The sequence below is a fragment of the Enterobacter sp. CRENT-193 genome, assembly GCF_002787395.1.
GTDB lineage: Bacteria > Pseudomonadota > Gammaproteobacteria > Enterobacterales > Enterobacteriaceae > Enterobacter > Enterobacter hormaechei_C.
Genome location: NZ_CP024812.1, coordinates 2,928,465 through 2,943,630 on the forward strand (window position 1 = coordinate 2,928,465; position 15,166 = coordinate 2,943,630).

Here is a 15,166-nt window from a genome sequence, read left to right on the forward strand (position 1 = left end):
CGGCTGGCCGGGCGTTTATGGTTATGCCGCCACGTAACTTACGGAATGTTCGAGCGACTGGCTGTGGCTGTCGATCAGCACATCCCAGGTGCCGGTGTAAGGCACCGTCAGCCAGGCCTTATCGTCCTGGACGGTAAGGATATCTGCCTGCGATTGTTTCTGTCCTTTCGAACTTATCAGATGGATGCGGCAACGCTCTGAGCAACGCACCACTACCGTATCCCCACCAAACAGTTTCAGACTTGTTTTCACTCGTGCCATTTTATACCCCGTCGTTTTTGCCCATCCCGAGCGTGATGTTGTTCACAATTCACTCATTGCATAACACCAAAGGGGCAGGGGTGGGATGCTGATTTCGATCAAAAAATGGCGCAACGATTAAACAAAAATGACAAAATCCCTGAAACCTTTCAGCGGACGCACTTTTTCCCTGTTTAACGCGCGTCCGGGAAAAATTATATGCGGAAATGGCCTGCGGTCTCAGCAAGGTCGCCCGCCTGGCTTTGCAGCGCGCTGGCCGCCGCAGCAGACTGTACAACAAGCTCGGCGTTCTGCTGCACCATGCGATCCAGATGAGTCACCGCGTGGTTAATTTCATGGATCCCTTTCATCTGCTCGCGGGTGGCAATAGATATTTCACGCATTATGCCTGACACGCTCCCGACGCTGGCGCGGATCTCATCCATGCTGTCGCCCGCAAGGTGCACAAACCGGGAGCCGGTTGCAACGCTTTCGGTGGTGGAATCAATAAGGGATTTGATCTCTTTCGCCGCCTGAGCGCTGCGGCTGGCCAGGTTACGTACTTCCCCCGCAACGACCGCGAACCCACGGCCTTGCTCCCCGGCACGTGCCGCTTCCACCGAGGCGTTAAGCGCCAGAATATTGGTCTGGAAGGCGATGCCGTCAATGACACTGGTGATATCGCCGATTTTCGCGGAAGCCAGTTCGATGGACTGCATGGTGCTGATGGCCTGAGCGACGACGTCACCTCCGCGGGATGCGGCGGCAGAGGCCTTGCTCGCCTGTTCATTCGCTTCTGCTGCCGACTCGTTTGACTGCGTGACGGAGGCCGTGATCTCTTCCACGGCGCTGGCGGTTTCGCGAAGGCTTGATGCCGCCTGCTCGGTACGCCCGGAAAGATCCTGATTACCCGCCGCAATCTCATGCGCGGCGTTTTTCACTGAGGCGCTGGCATCACGCAGCTGGACCATCACCACAGAAAGCTTATTGCTGAAGGCGTTAAACGCCTGCGCGATTTGCGCCACTTCATCGCCCCCCTTATCCGGCAGACGCTGCGACAGATCGTTAGTACCGTTGGCAATGTTGTTCATCGCGTCACGGATACCGGACAGCCGCTTAAGCAGGCGGGCAATCAGGAGGTGCATGAGGGCTCCGCTCAGCAGGGCGAGGATCGCCAGCGACAGTGCAGATGCTTTAAGCAATGAGCGCATCCCGGCGGTGGCATCGCCGTTATCAAGCGCCACAACCAGCAGCCAGTGCGTCCCCGGCACGGCGGTGGCCAGGAACGTTTTTTCGCGTCCGTTTGACGTTCCGTCAACCAGGTTGCCGCTTTTCAGAGTGGCAAAATCGGTCCCTTTGATCGTTTCAGTAAACGGCTTAAGCGTCAGCGCAGGATCGCTGCCGGCAATTACGGTGCCGTTGCTGTCCAAAAGCAGTCCACTGCTGGCCGGAGTCGGGTGAATACCGCGCACGTTAGCCACCACGCTGTCCATTGCCACATCGCCCGCCACCACCGCTTTCAGGGCGCCTTGCTCTTTAACGGGTACCGCGAACGTCACCACCAGTTTCCCGGTGCCCGCATCCACATAGGGTGCAGTCACTACCGGGCCATCAGCGCTGACGACCTGCTGATACCACGGGCGAAGGGTGGGATCGTAATCAGCGGGCACCCCGGTTGGGTCAGAAAATTTAGCCGTTTTGCTGGCATAACCCACGTAGACGTTGGTAAATCCACCCGCCAGTGCAAGCTGTTTAAACACCGGAACCGGATCGTCGCTGAGCGCGACCGACTGCGCCGAAGTGATGACGGTTATTTTGCTGTTCACCCAGTCGGCAATCGCCATGTTGTGGCTGGCGCTGGTGCTGGTCAGAATATGGCGCTGCGACTGCTGATTATCCTGGCGCGTGACCTGAAAGTTAATAATGGTATTAAGAAGAAGGGCGACGACCAGACAGCCTGTCGTCGCGGCAATGATGCGGGCGCGAATGGATCTGAACATAAGTGTAATACCTGCTGTGTTGTTTCCATGCCTATCGGCAACGGTGCAGGTAAACTTGATGCTGAAACCGCGTCCATAAGAAAATAATATTTTTAGCGGGTTATTATTAAAAAGTTAATACTTTATCGGCGGAAAGCGTCCATTCAGCCAGCTCCACCAGCGTACCAATTTCCACGCCATCAATCAGCGGCAGCCCGGTAATGCCGCGCCCGTCGGTACAGGTTTTGCACAGTTTGACCGGAACGTTTTGCGCGGTCAGGATCTCCAGCATTTGTTGAATGTTGTAGCCCTCTGCGGGTTTTTGCCCCTTCAGCCCGGCCGTGACGGCGTCGGACATCAAAAAGAGGCGCAGCTCCAGCTCACTCTCCTTATCGCGCAGCGCGATTGCCAGGCGCAGGCTGTTAAAAAGGGATTCACTGCCGTAGGCCGCACCGTTGGCGACGATCATAATCTTCTGCATGTTGACTCCTGTTCTTTGAAAAGGCACGAATATTGCTTCTCGTACCGAAGAATACGTATCGGGGAGAGAAACGATGACGATAGTGGCTGGCAGTTCCCCTGGCGCAACCGAATGGTTCCAGCGTGCGAGAATGTTGCGCGAGGAACAGCTCGGCAGACTGGCGCAGCTGGGCGCACTGGTGAACGGCATCAGTCGACTGGTGCATATGCTACAGTGCGAGCGCGGTGCGTCAAATGTCTGGCTCTGCTCGCAGGGCAAATTGTACGCGCCTGAATGCAAGGCCAGCAGGGCCCTGGTGGATGAAAACCTCGCCGCATTGCACCTTCAGTTTAACGAACCGCTCCCGGGCAGCGCCCTGTGCGAACGTATTGCCAGCGCACTGCACGGCCTTGAGACGCTAACGGCGCTGCGTGATGGCGTTACAGGTCAATGCGTCACCGCGCCGCAGGCGATGGAACATTACAGCCGCATACTGCGTCATTTGCTCAGTATCGTACCCCAACTCAGCGACAGCATTGACGATCCGCACATCGCGGGCCGATTTGTGGCCCTTTACAGCCTGATGCAGGGCAAAGAACTTGTGGGACAAGAGCGGGCGCTGGGGGCTATTGGTTTCACCCAGGGATTCTTTGACGATGAAACCCGCCAGCGGCTGGTGGATCGCATTGATGGCCAGCAGGCCTGCTTTGAGGTTTTTATCTCCCATTGCACTCCAGACGTGCAGGAGTCATTTACCCTCAACTGCCTGCCGGGTCTGGAGACTGAAAAACTCAGGCGTGAAGCGTGCACCCGCCAGCCTCCGGCAGATAACGGTGATACCGCCCTCAAATGGTTTGCCCTGCAAACCGCGCGCCTTGAGCACCTGCGCACGCTGGAGGAGGTGGCAATTGCCGATCTGATGACGGCAGTTGAGGAGCGCCGCTATAGCGAAAACCTGCACGCAGACGATGAACACGACGATATCCTGGCGCGATTTCCGGATAAACCGCTGCTGCCGCTGGTGCGCCAGCAGGCGCGTGAAATTGAGCAACTCTCCCGTCAGCTTGCTTCCCTGCGCGACACGCTGGAGGAGCGTAAGACCATCGACAAAGCCAAAAGCGTGCTGATGACGCACCAGAACATGAGCGAGGAGCAGGCGTGGACCGCCCTGCGCAAAATGGCGATGGATAAAAACCAACGCATGGTAGATATCGCCCGTGCGCTGCTTACGGTGAAAAATCTGTGGAAGATACCCCCTGGGGAGTAGTTGCACAGTCAGTGGGCAATTTATGCCTGATTGAGGTGCGTAATACAGCGCTCTTCTTGCAGAAACCCCGTAACGCCGGGGATGAAAAGCTGGCATTACCTTTGCATTAACAGATTAACCATTTTCGACGATGCGCCAACGGCGGTGCATGCGTCTTCGGGATAAAGGCGTCCAGCGGTGCTTCAGCACCGTCGGGCGCTTTTTTTTGCCTTTTTTCAGGAGCAATTATGGCGGATTTGTCGAGACGGCGATTATTGCAGGCCAGCATGCTGGTGAGTGGTGCGATGCTATTGCCGGGTGTCATGCAGGCCGCATGGGCGGCGGGGTCAGATAAGCCGGAGCAGGATACCGTGCGTATCGGGTTTATACCTCTGACCGACTGCGCGCCCGTGGTTATCGCGGCCCTGAAGGGGTTCGATAAAAAACACGGCATTACTATTGTGCCGACCAAAGAGGCGAGCTGGGCGGCGGTGCGCGACAAGCTGGTGGCGGGCGAACTGGACGCCGCGCACATTCTTTACGGCCTGCTGTACGGTCTGGAGCTGGGTATCGCGGGCAAGCCGCAGCAGATGGCGAACCTGATGACCCTCAACCAGAACGGTCAGGCCATTACGCTCTCCAGCGATCTGGCGGAGAAGGGCGTTCGTGACCTCGACGGGCTGAAAAAGCTGATTGCGCAGCAGGCGCCGGGAACCTACACCTTCGCGCATACCTTCCCGACGGGAACGCACGCCATGTGGCTCTACTACTGGCTGGCCAGCGCGGGGATTAACCCGTTTGACGACGTGCGCACCGTGGTGGTGCCGCCGCCGCAGATGGTGATGAACATGCGCATTGGCAACATGGTCGGGTTTTGCGTTGGCGAGCCGTGGAACGCGCGGGCGATTAACGACCGCATCGGGTTTACCGCCGCCACGTCACAGTCCATCTGGGCCGATCACCCGGAAAAGATCCTCGGCACCCGACGCGACTGGGTGGCGAAAAATCCGCACACCGCACGGGCGCTGGTGAGCGCCGTGATGGAAGCCGCGCGCTGGATCGAGGCGTCAGCGGAAAACAAACGCGAAACCGCGCAGATCCTCTCGCGCCGCGCCTGGCTCAACTGCAAGGAACAGTATCTCACCGGACGCATGCTCGGCGAGTACGACAACGGGGTCGGTCAGCGCTGGCAGGATGCGCACCCGATCCGTTTCTTCAACGAGGGTGCCGTGAGCTACCCGTATCTCTCCGATGGCATGTGGTTCTTAACCCAGTTCCGCCGCTGGGGCTTGCTCAACGCCGCGCCGGATTACGCGGGCATTGCACAGCGCATTAACCAGACCGCGGTCTGGCAGGATGCCGCGACCGCCGTGGGCGGCATGTCCACACCGTCATCACCGTATCGCAGCAGCACCCTGATGGACGGCACCGTCTGGAACGGCACCGATCCGGAAGGGTACGCCAACCGCTTCGCCATTCACCGTAAAGGGGCCTGAGTATGCAGCATCTGCAAAATACAAAACCACAAGAGACGTCAGAGAGCGGGGAAGTGATAGTCCTGCCTCCGTTACAGGTTCGCCGTCGTGCGCCCGCGTTTACGCGTCGGATGAATGATTTTTTACAGCGCGTCATCCCGGCGCTGCTCGGTCTCGGCCTGCTGGTGGTGCTCTGGCAGCTGGCGGCGATAAACAGTAAAGGCTTTCCGACGCCGCTCAGCACGCTCGATTCGGCCATGACCCTGTTTGCCGATCCGTTTTATCGCGACGGGCCAAACGATATGGGCATTGGCTGGAACGTGCTGGCGTCGTTGCAGCGCGTCGCCATCGGCTTCGGTCTGGCGGCGCTGGCGGGCATTCCGCTGGGCTTTTTGATTGGCCGCTTCACCTTTTTCTCCCGCATGTTCAACCCGCTGATCGCGCTACTGCGTCCGGTCAGCCCGCTGGCCTGGCTGCCTATCGGCCTGCTGCTGTTCCAGAAAGCGGAGCCTGCATCGAGCTGGACTATTTTTATCTGCTCCATCTGGCCGATGGTCATTAACACCGCCGAAGGGGTGCGCTGTATTCCGCAGGACTACCTCAACGTGGCCCGGGTGCTGCAACTCTCAGAGTGGACCATCATGCGCCGCATTCTTTTCCCGGCCGTGCTGCCTGCGGTGCTGACCGGGGTACGTCTTTCCATTGGCATTGCCTGGCTGGTGATTGTCGCCGCCGAGATGCTCACCGGAGGTTTAGGCATTGGCTTCTGGATCTGGAATGAGTGGAACAACCTCAACGTCGAAAACATTCTCATCGCCATCGTCATCATTGGCGTGGTCGGGTTGCTGCTGGAGCAGGGGCTGATGCTGATCGCCCGTCGCTTTAGCTGGCAGGAAAAATAAGGAGTGAAGATGAAACCGTTAATTCAGGTCCAGGCCGTGAGCCAGCGTTTTTCCACCGCCAGCGGCGAGTTTCTGGCGCTGCAAAACGTCTCTTTTGATATCCACGAGGGCGAAACCGTCAGTCTGATTGGTCACTCCGGCTGCGGCAAGTCGACGCTGTTAAACCTGATCGCCGGGATCACGCTGCCGACGGAAGGCGGGCTGATTTGCGACAACCGCGAAATCGCCGGGCCGGGGCCAGAGCGCGCGGTGGTGTTTCAGAATCATTCGCTGCTGCCGTGGCTGACCTGCTTCGACAACGTGGCGCTGGCGGTAGATCAGGTCTTCCGTCACACCATGAGTAAGGCCGAGCGCAAAGCGTGGATTGAGCACAATCTCGACCGGGTGCAGATGGGCCACGCGCTGCATAAGCGCCCCGGGGAGATCTCCGGCGGCATGAAGCAGCGCGTCGGGATTGCCCGCGCGCTGGCGATGAAGCCGAAAGTCCTGCTGATGGATGAACCCTTCGGCGCGCTGGATGCGCTGACGCGTGCCCATCTTCAGGATTCGGTGATGCAGATCCAGCAGGCGCTGAACACCACCATCGTGCTCATCACCCACGACGTGGACGAGGCGGTACTACTCTCTGACCGCGTACTGATGATGACCAACGGCCCGGCGGCCACCGTGGGTGAGATCCTGCGCGTCGATCTGCCGCGCACGCGCAACCGGGTGCAGCTGGCGGACGACAGCCGCTATCACCACATGCGCCAGCAGATCCTCCATTTCCTCTACGAAAAACAGCCGAAAGCGGCGTAATGAGGGGGCACGATGCGACTGGTCATTATCGGTAATGGTATGGCGGCAACCCGGCTGATTGCGTCGCTCACCGGGCGTGTTCCCGGTCGTTTCGCTGTCACCGTCATCGGTGACGAGCCGGAGCAGGCATACAACCGCATCCAGCTTTCGCCAGTGCTGGGTGGCGAAAAGCAGGCGGAGCACATCTGTCTGCACGATGAAGACTGGTACACGGCACGAGGCGTGACGGTGCTGCGAGGAGAAACGGCGCTCGCAGTAGACGTCAACGCGCGTGAAGTGCATACCTCTGCTCGCACGCTGGGCTGGGATGCGCTGGTGTTTGCTACCGGTTCTACCCCTGTTGTGCCGCCGATCCCCGGCGGCGATGCGCCGCATGTGTTCACCTTTCGCACCCTGGCAGAAACCCGCGCCATCCAGAATATCTCCGGGCCGGCGGTAGTGCTGGGCGGCGGAGTACTCGGCGTGGAGGCAGCGGCAGCGCTGGCGCGCAAGGGTGACAACGTCACGCTCGTGCATCGCGGTCCGTGGCTGATGGAACAGCAGCTGGATCAGCAGGCGGGACTGTTGCTGGAAGAGGCGCTGGCGGCGCGGGGCGTTAGCTGTGAACTCGCCTCCGGCATCACCGCCATCGCTAACGATGCCGTGACGTTGCTCGACGGACGCCGCATTGCCGCCACGCGCGTGGTGCTGGCAACCGGCGTGCAGCCCAACGTTGCGCTGGCGAATGCCAGCGGCATTCGCTGCGCGCGCGGCATCGTGGTGGATCAGGAGATGCAAACCTCCGTGCCGGGTATCTACGCCATCGGCGAGTGCTGCGAAATTGACGGCCAGACGTTTGGCCTGGTGGCCCCCTGTCTGGCGCAGGCGGATATTCTTGCCGCGCGGCTGGCCGGGGAGGTCACCGCGCCGTTTACCCTGACCGACAACGGCGTGCGCCTTAAGGTGACCGGCGTGGATCTGTTCAGCCTCGGGCGCGCGACGGCGCAGGCGGACGATGTGGTCTGGAGTTCATGGGATCCGCTGACCCGTCACTATCGACGTTTACTGATCCATCAGGGGGCGCTGGCTGGCGTGCTGCTGCTGGGTGACTGCCGCAGCGCGGCAACCTTTACCGATTTACTGGCAACGGCTGCGCCCGCCCACGCGGACTGGCTGTTCGATCGTTTCACAACGCAACCGCAGGTTGCAGGACAGAACGCTATGACAAAACCTACTCTGGTGGTGGTTGGGCACGGTATGGTCGGCCATCATTTCCTCGAAGACTGCGTTAACCGCAATTTGCATCAGCAGTATCAGATTATTGTTTTTGGCGAAGAGCGCTATGCCGCCTATGACCGCGTGCATCTGTCGGAATATTTTGGCGGACGCAGCGCGGACTCGCTCTCGCTGGTGGCGGGGGAGTTCTTTGCCGATAACGGCATTGAGCTGCGCCTCTCGCAGCAGATCGTTGCTATCGATCGTGATGCACACGTAGTGCGTACCGCCAGTGGCCATGAGACCCACTGGGACAAGCTGGTGCTGGCGACCGGCTCGTACCCGTTCATACCACCCGTTCCGGGCAACGATCTGCCGGGGTGTTTTGTCTACCGCACCCTCGACGATCTGGACAACATTGCGGCCCATGCGGCAGGCTCTCGCCGCGGCGTGGTAATTGGCGGCGGCCTGCTGGGTCTGGAGGCGGCGAATGCACTTAAGCAGCTCGGGCTGGAAACTCACGTGGTGGAGTTTGCGCCGAACCTGATGGCGGTGCAGCTCGACAGCGACGGCGCGGCAATGCTGCGCAAGAAAATTGAGGCGCTGGGCGTAGGGGTACACACCAGTAAATCGACGACGGAGATTGCCACCGCAGACGACGGGCTGGTGCTGCGCTTTGCCGATGGTGAACAGCTGGAAACGGACATGGTGGTCTTCTCTGCCGGTATTCGTCCGCAGGACGCGCTGGCGCGCAGCAGCGGGCTTGTTATCGGCGAGCGCGGCGGGATCTGTATTGACGACGGCTGCCGGACTTCCGATCCGGACGTGCTTGCCATCGGCGAATGCGCGCTGTGGGAGGGAAAAATCTTTGGCCTGGTGGCCCCGGGCTACCAGATGGCGCGCGTGGCCGCCGCTGTGCTGGCGGGTGAGGAGAAGCGCTTCACCGGCGCGGATATGAGTACCAAACTCAAGTTGCTGGGCGTGGATGTGGCGTCGTTTGGCGATGCTCACGGGCGCACGCCGGGCGCGCTGAGCTACCAGTGGATGCACGGGCCGCAGCAAATCTACAAAAAAATTGTGGTCAGCCACGACAGCAAAACCCTGCTGGGTGGCGTGCTGGTGGGCGATGCCAGCGAATACGCCACGCTGGTGCAGATGATGCTCAACGGCATCAGCCTGCCAAAAGAGCCGGAAACGCTGATCTTACCCGCGTCGTCAGGCAGCGCGCCGAAAGCGCTGGGCGTGGCGGCGCTGCCGGAAAGCGCGCAGATCTGTTCGTGTCATAACGTCAGCAAAGGGGATATCTGCCAGGCGGTAAGCGCGGGCGCAACGGATATCGGCGCCATTAAGCAGTGCACCAAAGCGGCGACCGGCTGCGGAGGCTGTAGCGCGCTGGTGAAGCAGGTGATGGAGTTCCAGCTTGCGGAGCAGGGCGTGGAGGTGAAGAAAGATATCTGCGAACACTTCCCGTACTCGCGTCAGGAGATTTACCACCTGGTGCGCGTCAACCATATCCGCACCTTCGACCAGCTTATCAGCCGCTACGGTCAGGGGCACGGGTGCGAGATCTGTAAGCCGCTGGTGGGATCGGTATTGGCTTCCTGCTGGAACGAGTATCTGCTGAAACCGGCGCATCTGCCGTTGCAGGACACCAACGACCGCTTTTTCGCCAATATTCAGAAGGACGGAACGTACTCCATCGTCCCGCGGATGCCTGCGGGTGAAGTGACCGCCGACGGGCTGATCGCCATCGGCCAGATCGCGAAACGCTATAGCCTTTACAGCAAAATTACCGGCGGGCAGCGTATTGACCTGTTTGGCGCCACGCTCGAACAGTTGCCGGAAATCTGGCAGGCGCTGGTGGAGGCCGGGTTTGAGACCGGACATGCCTACGGGAAATCTCTGCGCACGGTGAAATCCTGCGTCGGGTCGACCTGGTGCCGCTACGGCGTGCAGGATTCCACCGGCCTCGCGGTCAGGCTGGAGCACCGCTACAAGGGCCTGCGCGCGCCGCACAAAATCAAAATGGCGGTCTCCGGCTGTACCCGTGAGTGCGCAGAGGCGCAGAGCAAAGACGTGGGGGTGATTGCCACGGACAAAGGCTGGAACCTCTATCTGTGCGGCAACGGCGGGATGAAGCCGCGCCACGCGGACCTCTTCGCCAGCGATCTGGACGACGAAACGCTGATCCGCACCGTTGACCGTTTCCTGATGTTCTACATTCGCACGGCAGATCGTCTGCAACGTACCAGTACCTGGATGGATAACCTGGAAGGCGGCCTCGACTATCTGCGCGAGGTGATCCTCAACGACAGCCTGGGGATCGCCCACGAGCTGGAGCAGGAGATGGCTCGGGTGGTGGAAACCTACCAGTGCGAATGGCAAACCACCCTTAACGATCCTGACCGCCTGGCGCTGTTCCGCACTGCGGTGAATGTCCCCGCCGCGGAGGAGAACAAGCGCTGGCAGGAAATTTGTAATATCGATGAGATCCCGGAGCAGGCGGGCATCGGTGCGCATCTTGGGCGCAAACCGATCGCGCTGTTCCGCTTTGGCAAAAACGTTTATGCCCTCGACGATCGGGAGCCGGGTAGCCGCGCGAACGTGCTTTCACGCGGCATCCTCGGCGATGCGGCGGGGGAACCGGTGGTGATCTCGCCGCTCTACAAGCAACGTATTCGTCTGCGCGACGGCTGTCAGGTGGAGAATGGCGAACCCGTGGTGCGCGCCTGGCCGGTAAAAATTGAAAACGGCAAGGTATGGGTTGGAAATGAAGAGCTGGTGATGCGTGCGGAGGCCTCATGACCGAAACCCGGACAACGTGCCCTTACTGCGGGGTGGGCTGCGGCGTGGTCGCCAGCGCAGACGGTGAAAAGGTGAGCATTCGGGGGGATGAAACTCATCCGGCGAATTTCGGTCGTCTGTGTGTAAAAGGATCTGCCCTCGGGGAAACCACGGGGTTGCAGGGACGCCTGCTGCGCCCGGTGGTCGATGGCCGGGAGGTGGCATGGCCGCAGGCGCTGGGCGAAGCGGGCGAGCGGCTACGGAACATCATCAACGAATGGGGGCCGCAGGCGGTGGCGTTTTATGCCTCCGGCCAGCTGTTGACCGAGGATTACTATGCCGCCAACAAGCTGATGAAAGGCTTTATCGGGGCGGCGAACATTGATACCAACTCGCGGCTGTGCATGTCATCGGCGGTGGTGGGCTACAAACGCGCCTTCGGTGAAGACGTGGTGCCGTGCAGCTACGAGGACGTGGAAAACAGCGATCTGGTGGTACTCGTTGGCTCAAACGCGGCCTGGACGCATCCGGTGCTGTATCAGCGGCTGGTGCAGGCAAAGCACAACAATCCGCAGATGAAAGTGGTCGTGATCGATCCGCGTAAAACCGCCACCTGCGATATCGCCGATCTCCACCTCGCGCTCAGACCCGGCAGCGACGCCGGGCTGTTTGTGGGGTTGCTCAATCTGATTCAGGGGCGGGGCGAGTGGCCGATCCCTCGCGTGGCGGCGTTTTGCGATCTGCCTTCAGACGAGATTAGCACCTTCTACGACTGGTTTATCACCGCGCCACGCGCGATCACGCTCTACACCATGGGGATCAACCAGTCCTCCACCGGCAGCGACAAGTGTAACGCCATCATTAACGTGCATCTTGCCAGCGGGAAGTTCAACCGTCCTGGCTGCGGCCCGTTTTCGCTGACCGGACAGCCAAATGCCATGGGCGGGCGGGAAGTGGGCGGGCTGGCGAATCAGCTGGCGGCGCACATGAACTTCGAGCCGGACGATCTTTCGCGCGTGGCGCGTTTCTGGGGAACGGAACGGCTGGCGCAGACCCCGGGCCTGATGGCGGTGGAATTGTTTGACGCCATTGCGCGCGGCGAGGTGAAGGCGGTGTGGATCATGGGCACCAACCCTGCCGTGTCGCTTCCCGACAGCCACGCGGTGTGTCAGGCTCTGGCAGCCTGCCCGCTGGTCATGGTATCTGAGGTGATGCAGGAGACGGACACCAGCCGGTTTGCCCATATCCGTTTTCCCGCCCTGGGCTGGGGCGAGAAAAACGGCACGGTGACCAATTCTGAACGCCGTATCTCCCGCCAGCGCGCGTTTCTGCCTGCGCCGGGCGAGGCCAGACCGGACTGGTGGATCATCGCCCGGATGGCAGACCAGCTCGGTTATGGCGATGCCTTCGCCTGGAAACACCCTCAGGAGATATTTTGTGAACATGCGGCGCTGACGGCGTTTGAAAATAACGGCGAACGGGCGCTAAACCTGCGCGAACTGGCGTCGCTGTCGCGAGAGGCGTGGGACGCGCTGGCGCCTTATCAGTGGCATGCCGGTGATTTCCCGCAAAGAAATCTTGTACCGGTTGATCCTTCCTCGCATGCGGCAGGCGTCGACGAATTGTACCCCTTGATACTAAATACCGGGCGGATCCGCGATCAGTGGCACACCATGACGCGCACGGGGTATGTTCCGCGCCTGATGCAGCATATTGATGAGCCTTTTGTTGAGATGAACGCAACCGATGCGGCGCGCGCTGGGCTGACTGACGGCCAGCTGGCGCGGGTAAGCTCACCGCGCGGAGTGATGGTTGCCAGAGTACGTATCTCCACCGCGCAGCGTGCGGGCGAGCTGTTTGCGCCGATGCACTGGAACGCGCAATTTGCACGGCAGGGGAAGGTCAATGCGTTGGTAGAAGGGCGGATTGATGCCGGTTCCGGCCAGCCGGAGAGTAAACAAACCGCGGTGAGGATCATGCCCTGGCTACCGGCCTGGCAGGGTGAACTGTATGCCCGCGAGCTGCCAGCGCTGCCGCCGTCGGTCTGCTGGTGGCGTAAAGCCTCACGTCTGACGGTGGCGGGGGAGCAGCCGTTGCTGTCGTGGGTCAGGGCGTACGCCAGCGGTCGGGGCTGGCAGTTACAGGTGGCACAGACGGGAGAACGCAGCAGCGTGCTCGCCTGGCATCACGGCGAGCTGATGCTGGGCTACTGGGAGGGCCATACGCTGCCGGCGCTGGCGCATGCGTTTATTGAAGAAGCCTTTTCTGCTGCACCCGTACAACTCGCTGAACGCCATGCGCTGCTGCACGGACAACGGCCGGGCGAAGATGCCGATCCCGGGCGAATTATCTGTAGCTGCTTCAGCGTGGGTGAAAATACGATACGTAAGGCGATAGCCGGAGGCTGTGATTCTGCCGCAGCGCTGGGCGTGAAGCTGCGCTGCGGCACGAACTGCGGCTCCTGCGTGCCGGAGCTGAAAGCGCTGTTGGGATAATAGTGCAAGGGCGTCGGTTGGCGGCTTCGCACCGGTACGAATTTGTAGGTCGGGTAAGGCGAAGCCGCCACCCGACAAATCTTTTCAGGATATTCCTGAAATTTCTGTTAAGACTGGTTTTCAGGGCTTATGGCGTTAACATAATAAGTGTTTGTTCATAAACACAGGTTCTGATTGACGACGTTGAAGGCTGTATCGTCCCGCATCCGTTTTTTGCTGTTACTCTCCCTTTTTACGGCTGGAGCCGTTCACGGTGCGCCGAAATCCTTCGTGCAGCAGGCGCAGAATCCGTTTGATAATAACGGCGATAGCCTGCCGGATCTCGGTATGGCGCAACCGACCACCGAAGGCGAAAAGCATCTGGCTGAAATGGCAAAGGCCTTCGGTGAAGCCAGTATGACCGATAACGGCCTGACGGCCGGGCAGCAGGCGCGACAGTTCGCGTTTGGCAAAGTGCGGGACGCCGTCAGTGGGGAAGTCAACGAGCAGATTGAATCCTGGCTTTCACCCTGGGGAAACGCCAACGTCAATGTACTGGTGGATGACGACGGCAACTTTAACGGCAGCAGCGGTAGCTGGTTTATCCCCTGGAACGACAACACCCGTTATCTGAGCTGGAGCCAGCTTGGCCTGACGCAGCAGACAGATGGGCTGGTGAGCAATGTCGGGATCGGGCAGCGCTGGGTTGCCGGAAACTGGCTGCTGGGCTACAACACCTTTTACGACAACCTGCTGGAAGACAACCTGCAACGTGCCGGGCTGGGCGCAGAGGCGTGGGGTGAAAACCTGCGCCTGTCGGCCAATTACTACCAGCCGTTCGCTGGCTGGCAGCCGCGTTCCGACATCCGCGAACAGCGCATGGCGCGCGGGTACGACGTAACGGCCAAAGCCTGGCTTCCCTGGTTTCATCACCTGAACACCAGCGTCAGCTTTGAACAGTATTTTGGCGATAACGTCGATCTGTTTAACAGCGGTACGGGGTATCACAATCCGGTTGCGGTCAACCTGGGGCTGAACTATACCCCCGTTCCGCTGGTCACCCTGACGGCTGCCCATAAGCAGGGGGAGAGCGGCGTTAGCCAGAATAACCTCGGGCTGAAGCTCAACTATCGCTTTGGCGTGCCGCTGGCGAAACAGCTTTCCGCCGGAGAAGTGGCGGCGACGCGCTCGCTGCGGGGCAGCCGCTATGATTCACCTGAGCGCGATAATCTGCCCGTGATGGAATTCCGTCAGCGCAAAACCCTCTCGGTATATCTGGCCACGCCGCCGTGGGATCTTAAGCCAGGCGAAACCGTGATGCTGAAGCTGCAAATTCGCAGCAAGCACGGTATCCGGCAGATCCACTGGCTGGGTGATACCCAGGCGCTCAGCCTGACCTCACCGGCAAACGGCAACAGCAGCGATGGCTGGAGTGTGATCATGCCTGCATGGGATGATTCAGAAGGGGAGAAAAACGCATGGCGGCTAACGGCCGTGGTGGAAGATAAGGATGGGCAGCGTGTCTCCTCCAATGAGATCACGCTTTCCGTGGTGCAACCGCTCGTCGCAATGCCTGCCGACGATCCACGGTGGAAGTTGCTGCCGGATGAGTAA

The 15,166-nt window shown here is 60.1% G+C and carries 10 protein-coding genes; 7 read left to right on the forward strand and 3 right to left on the reverse strand.

Translation table 11 applies throughout. From position 1 onward, the window contains the following. Positions 1-21: 21 nt before the first annotated feature. From CU081_RS14670 to CU081_RS14680, 3 genes are all read right to left on the reverse strand, one after another. Positions 22-261 (reverse strand): hypothetical protein, encoded by a 240-nt coding sequence (locus CU081_RS14670; protein ID WP_003856678.1) that lies wholly within the window; start codon positions 259-261, stop codon positions 22-24. A 194-nt stretch (positions 262-455) separates the two neighbouring features. After that, on the reverse strand, positions 456-2,240 hold the full coding sequence (locus tag CU081_RS14675; protein ID WP_003856679.1) for a methyl-accepting chemotaxis protein: 1,785 nt from the start codon (positions 2,238-2,240) through the stop codon (positions 456-458). Positions 2,241-2,346: 106 nt separating this feature from the next. Next, positions 2,347-2,700, reverse strand: coding sequence for a DsrE/DsrF/TusD sulfur relay family protein (locus tag CU081_RS14680; RefSeq protein ID WP_003856681.1), 354 nt, complete (start codon positions 2,698-2,700; stop codon positions 2,347-2,349). Positions 2,701-2,773: 73 nt separating this feature from the next. Between CU081_RS14680 and nasR the strand changes: the two genes are divergently transcribed. The 7 genes from nasR (at position 2,774) to CU081_RS14720 (ending at position 15,166) form a co-directional block, all read left to right on the forward strand. Next, positions 2,774-3,946, forward strand: coding sequence for a nitrate regulatory protein NasR (gene nasR, locus CU081_RS14685; protein ID WP_003856683.1), 1,173 nt, complete (start codon positions 2,774-2,776; stop codon positions 3,944-3,946). 227 nt (positions 3,947-4,173) lie between these two features. Continuing rightward, positions 4,174-5,421, forward strand: coding sequence for a CmpA/NrtA family ABC transporter substrate-binding protein (locus CU081_RS14695; RefSeq protein WP_022651372.1), 1,248 nt, complete (start codon positions 4,174-4,176; stop codon positions 5,419-5,421). Positions 5,422-5,423: 2 nt separating this feature from the next. Continuing rightward, positions 5,424-6,302, forward strand: a complete 879-nt coding sequence (gene ntrB, locus CU081_RS14700; protein WP_003856687.1) for a nitrate ABC transporter permease — start codon at positions 5,424-5,426, stop codon at positions 6,300-6,302. A 9-nt stretch (positions 6,303-6,311) separates the two neighbouring features. Further along, positions 6,312-7,100 carry an ABC transporter ATP-binding protein gene (locus CU081_RS14705; RefSeq protein ID WP_003856689.1) on the forward strand — a complete coding sequence of 263 codons (789 nt, stop codon included), beginning with the start codon at positions 6,312-6,314 and terminating at the stop codon, positions 7,098-7,100. A 12-nt stretch (positions 7,101-7,112) separates the two neighbouring features. Further along, positions 7,113-11,099 carry a nitrite reductase large subunit NirB gene (gene nirB, locus CU081_RS14710; protein WP_003856690.1) on the forward strand — a complete coding sequence of 1,329 codons (3,987 nt, stop codon included), beginning with the start codon at positions 7,113-7,115 and terminating at the stop codon, positions 11,097-11,099. Further along, complete coding sequence (locus CU081_RS14715) at positions 11,096-13,573, forward strand: nitrate reductase (RefSeq protein WP_003856692.1); 2,478 nt, start codon at positions 11,096-11,098, stop codon at positions 13,571-13,573. Before nirB ends, CU081_RS14715 begins: the two co-directional genes overlap by 4 nt. A 174-nt stretch (positions 13,574-13,747) precedes the next feature. After that, positions 13,748-15,166 carry a YchO/YchP family invasin gene (locus CU081_RS14720; RefSeq protein ID WP_039268920.1) on the forward strand — a complete coding sequence of 473 codons (1,419 nt, stop codon included), beginning with the start codon at positions 13,748-13,750 and terminating at the stop codon, positions 15,164-15,166.

Bases quoted from the DNA above. Each gene is read 5' to 3' on its own strand.
- CU081_RS14670 (WP_003856678.1), bottom strand. From the start codon at position 261: ATGGCACGAGTGAAAACAAGTCTGAAACTGTTTGGTGGGGATACGGTA.
- CU081_RS14675 (WP_003856679.1), bottom strand. From the start codon at position 2,240: ATGTTCAGATCCATTCGCGCCCGCATCATTGCCGCGACGACAGGCTGT.
- CU081_RS14680 (WP_003856681.1), bottom strand. From the start codon at position 2,700: ATGCAGAAGATTATGATCGTCGCCAACGGTGCGGCCTACGGCAGTGAA.
- nasR (WP_003856683.1), top strand. From the start codon at position 2,774: ATGACGATAGTGGCTGGCAGTTCCCCTGGCGCAACCGAATGGTTCCAG.
- CU081_RS14695 (WP_022651372.1), top strand. From the start codon at position 4,174: ATGGCGGATTTGTCGAGACGGCGATTATTGCAGGCCAGCATGCTGGTG.
- ntrB (WP_003856687.1), top strand. From the start codon at position 5,424: ATGCAGCATCTGCAAAATACAAAACCACAAGAGACGTCAGAGAGCGGG.
- CU081_RS14705 (WP_003856689.1), top strand. From the start codon at position 6,312: ATGAAACCGTTAATTCAGGTCCAGGCCGTGAGCCAGCGTTTTTCCACC.
- nirB (WP_003856690.1), top strand. From the start codon at position 7,113: ATGCGACTGGTCATTATCGGTAATGGTATGGCGGCAACCCGGCTGATT.
- CU081_RS14715 (WP_003856692.1), top strand. From the start codon at position 11,096: ATGACCGAAACCCGGACAACGTGCCCTTACTGCGGGGTGGGCTGCGGC.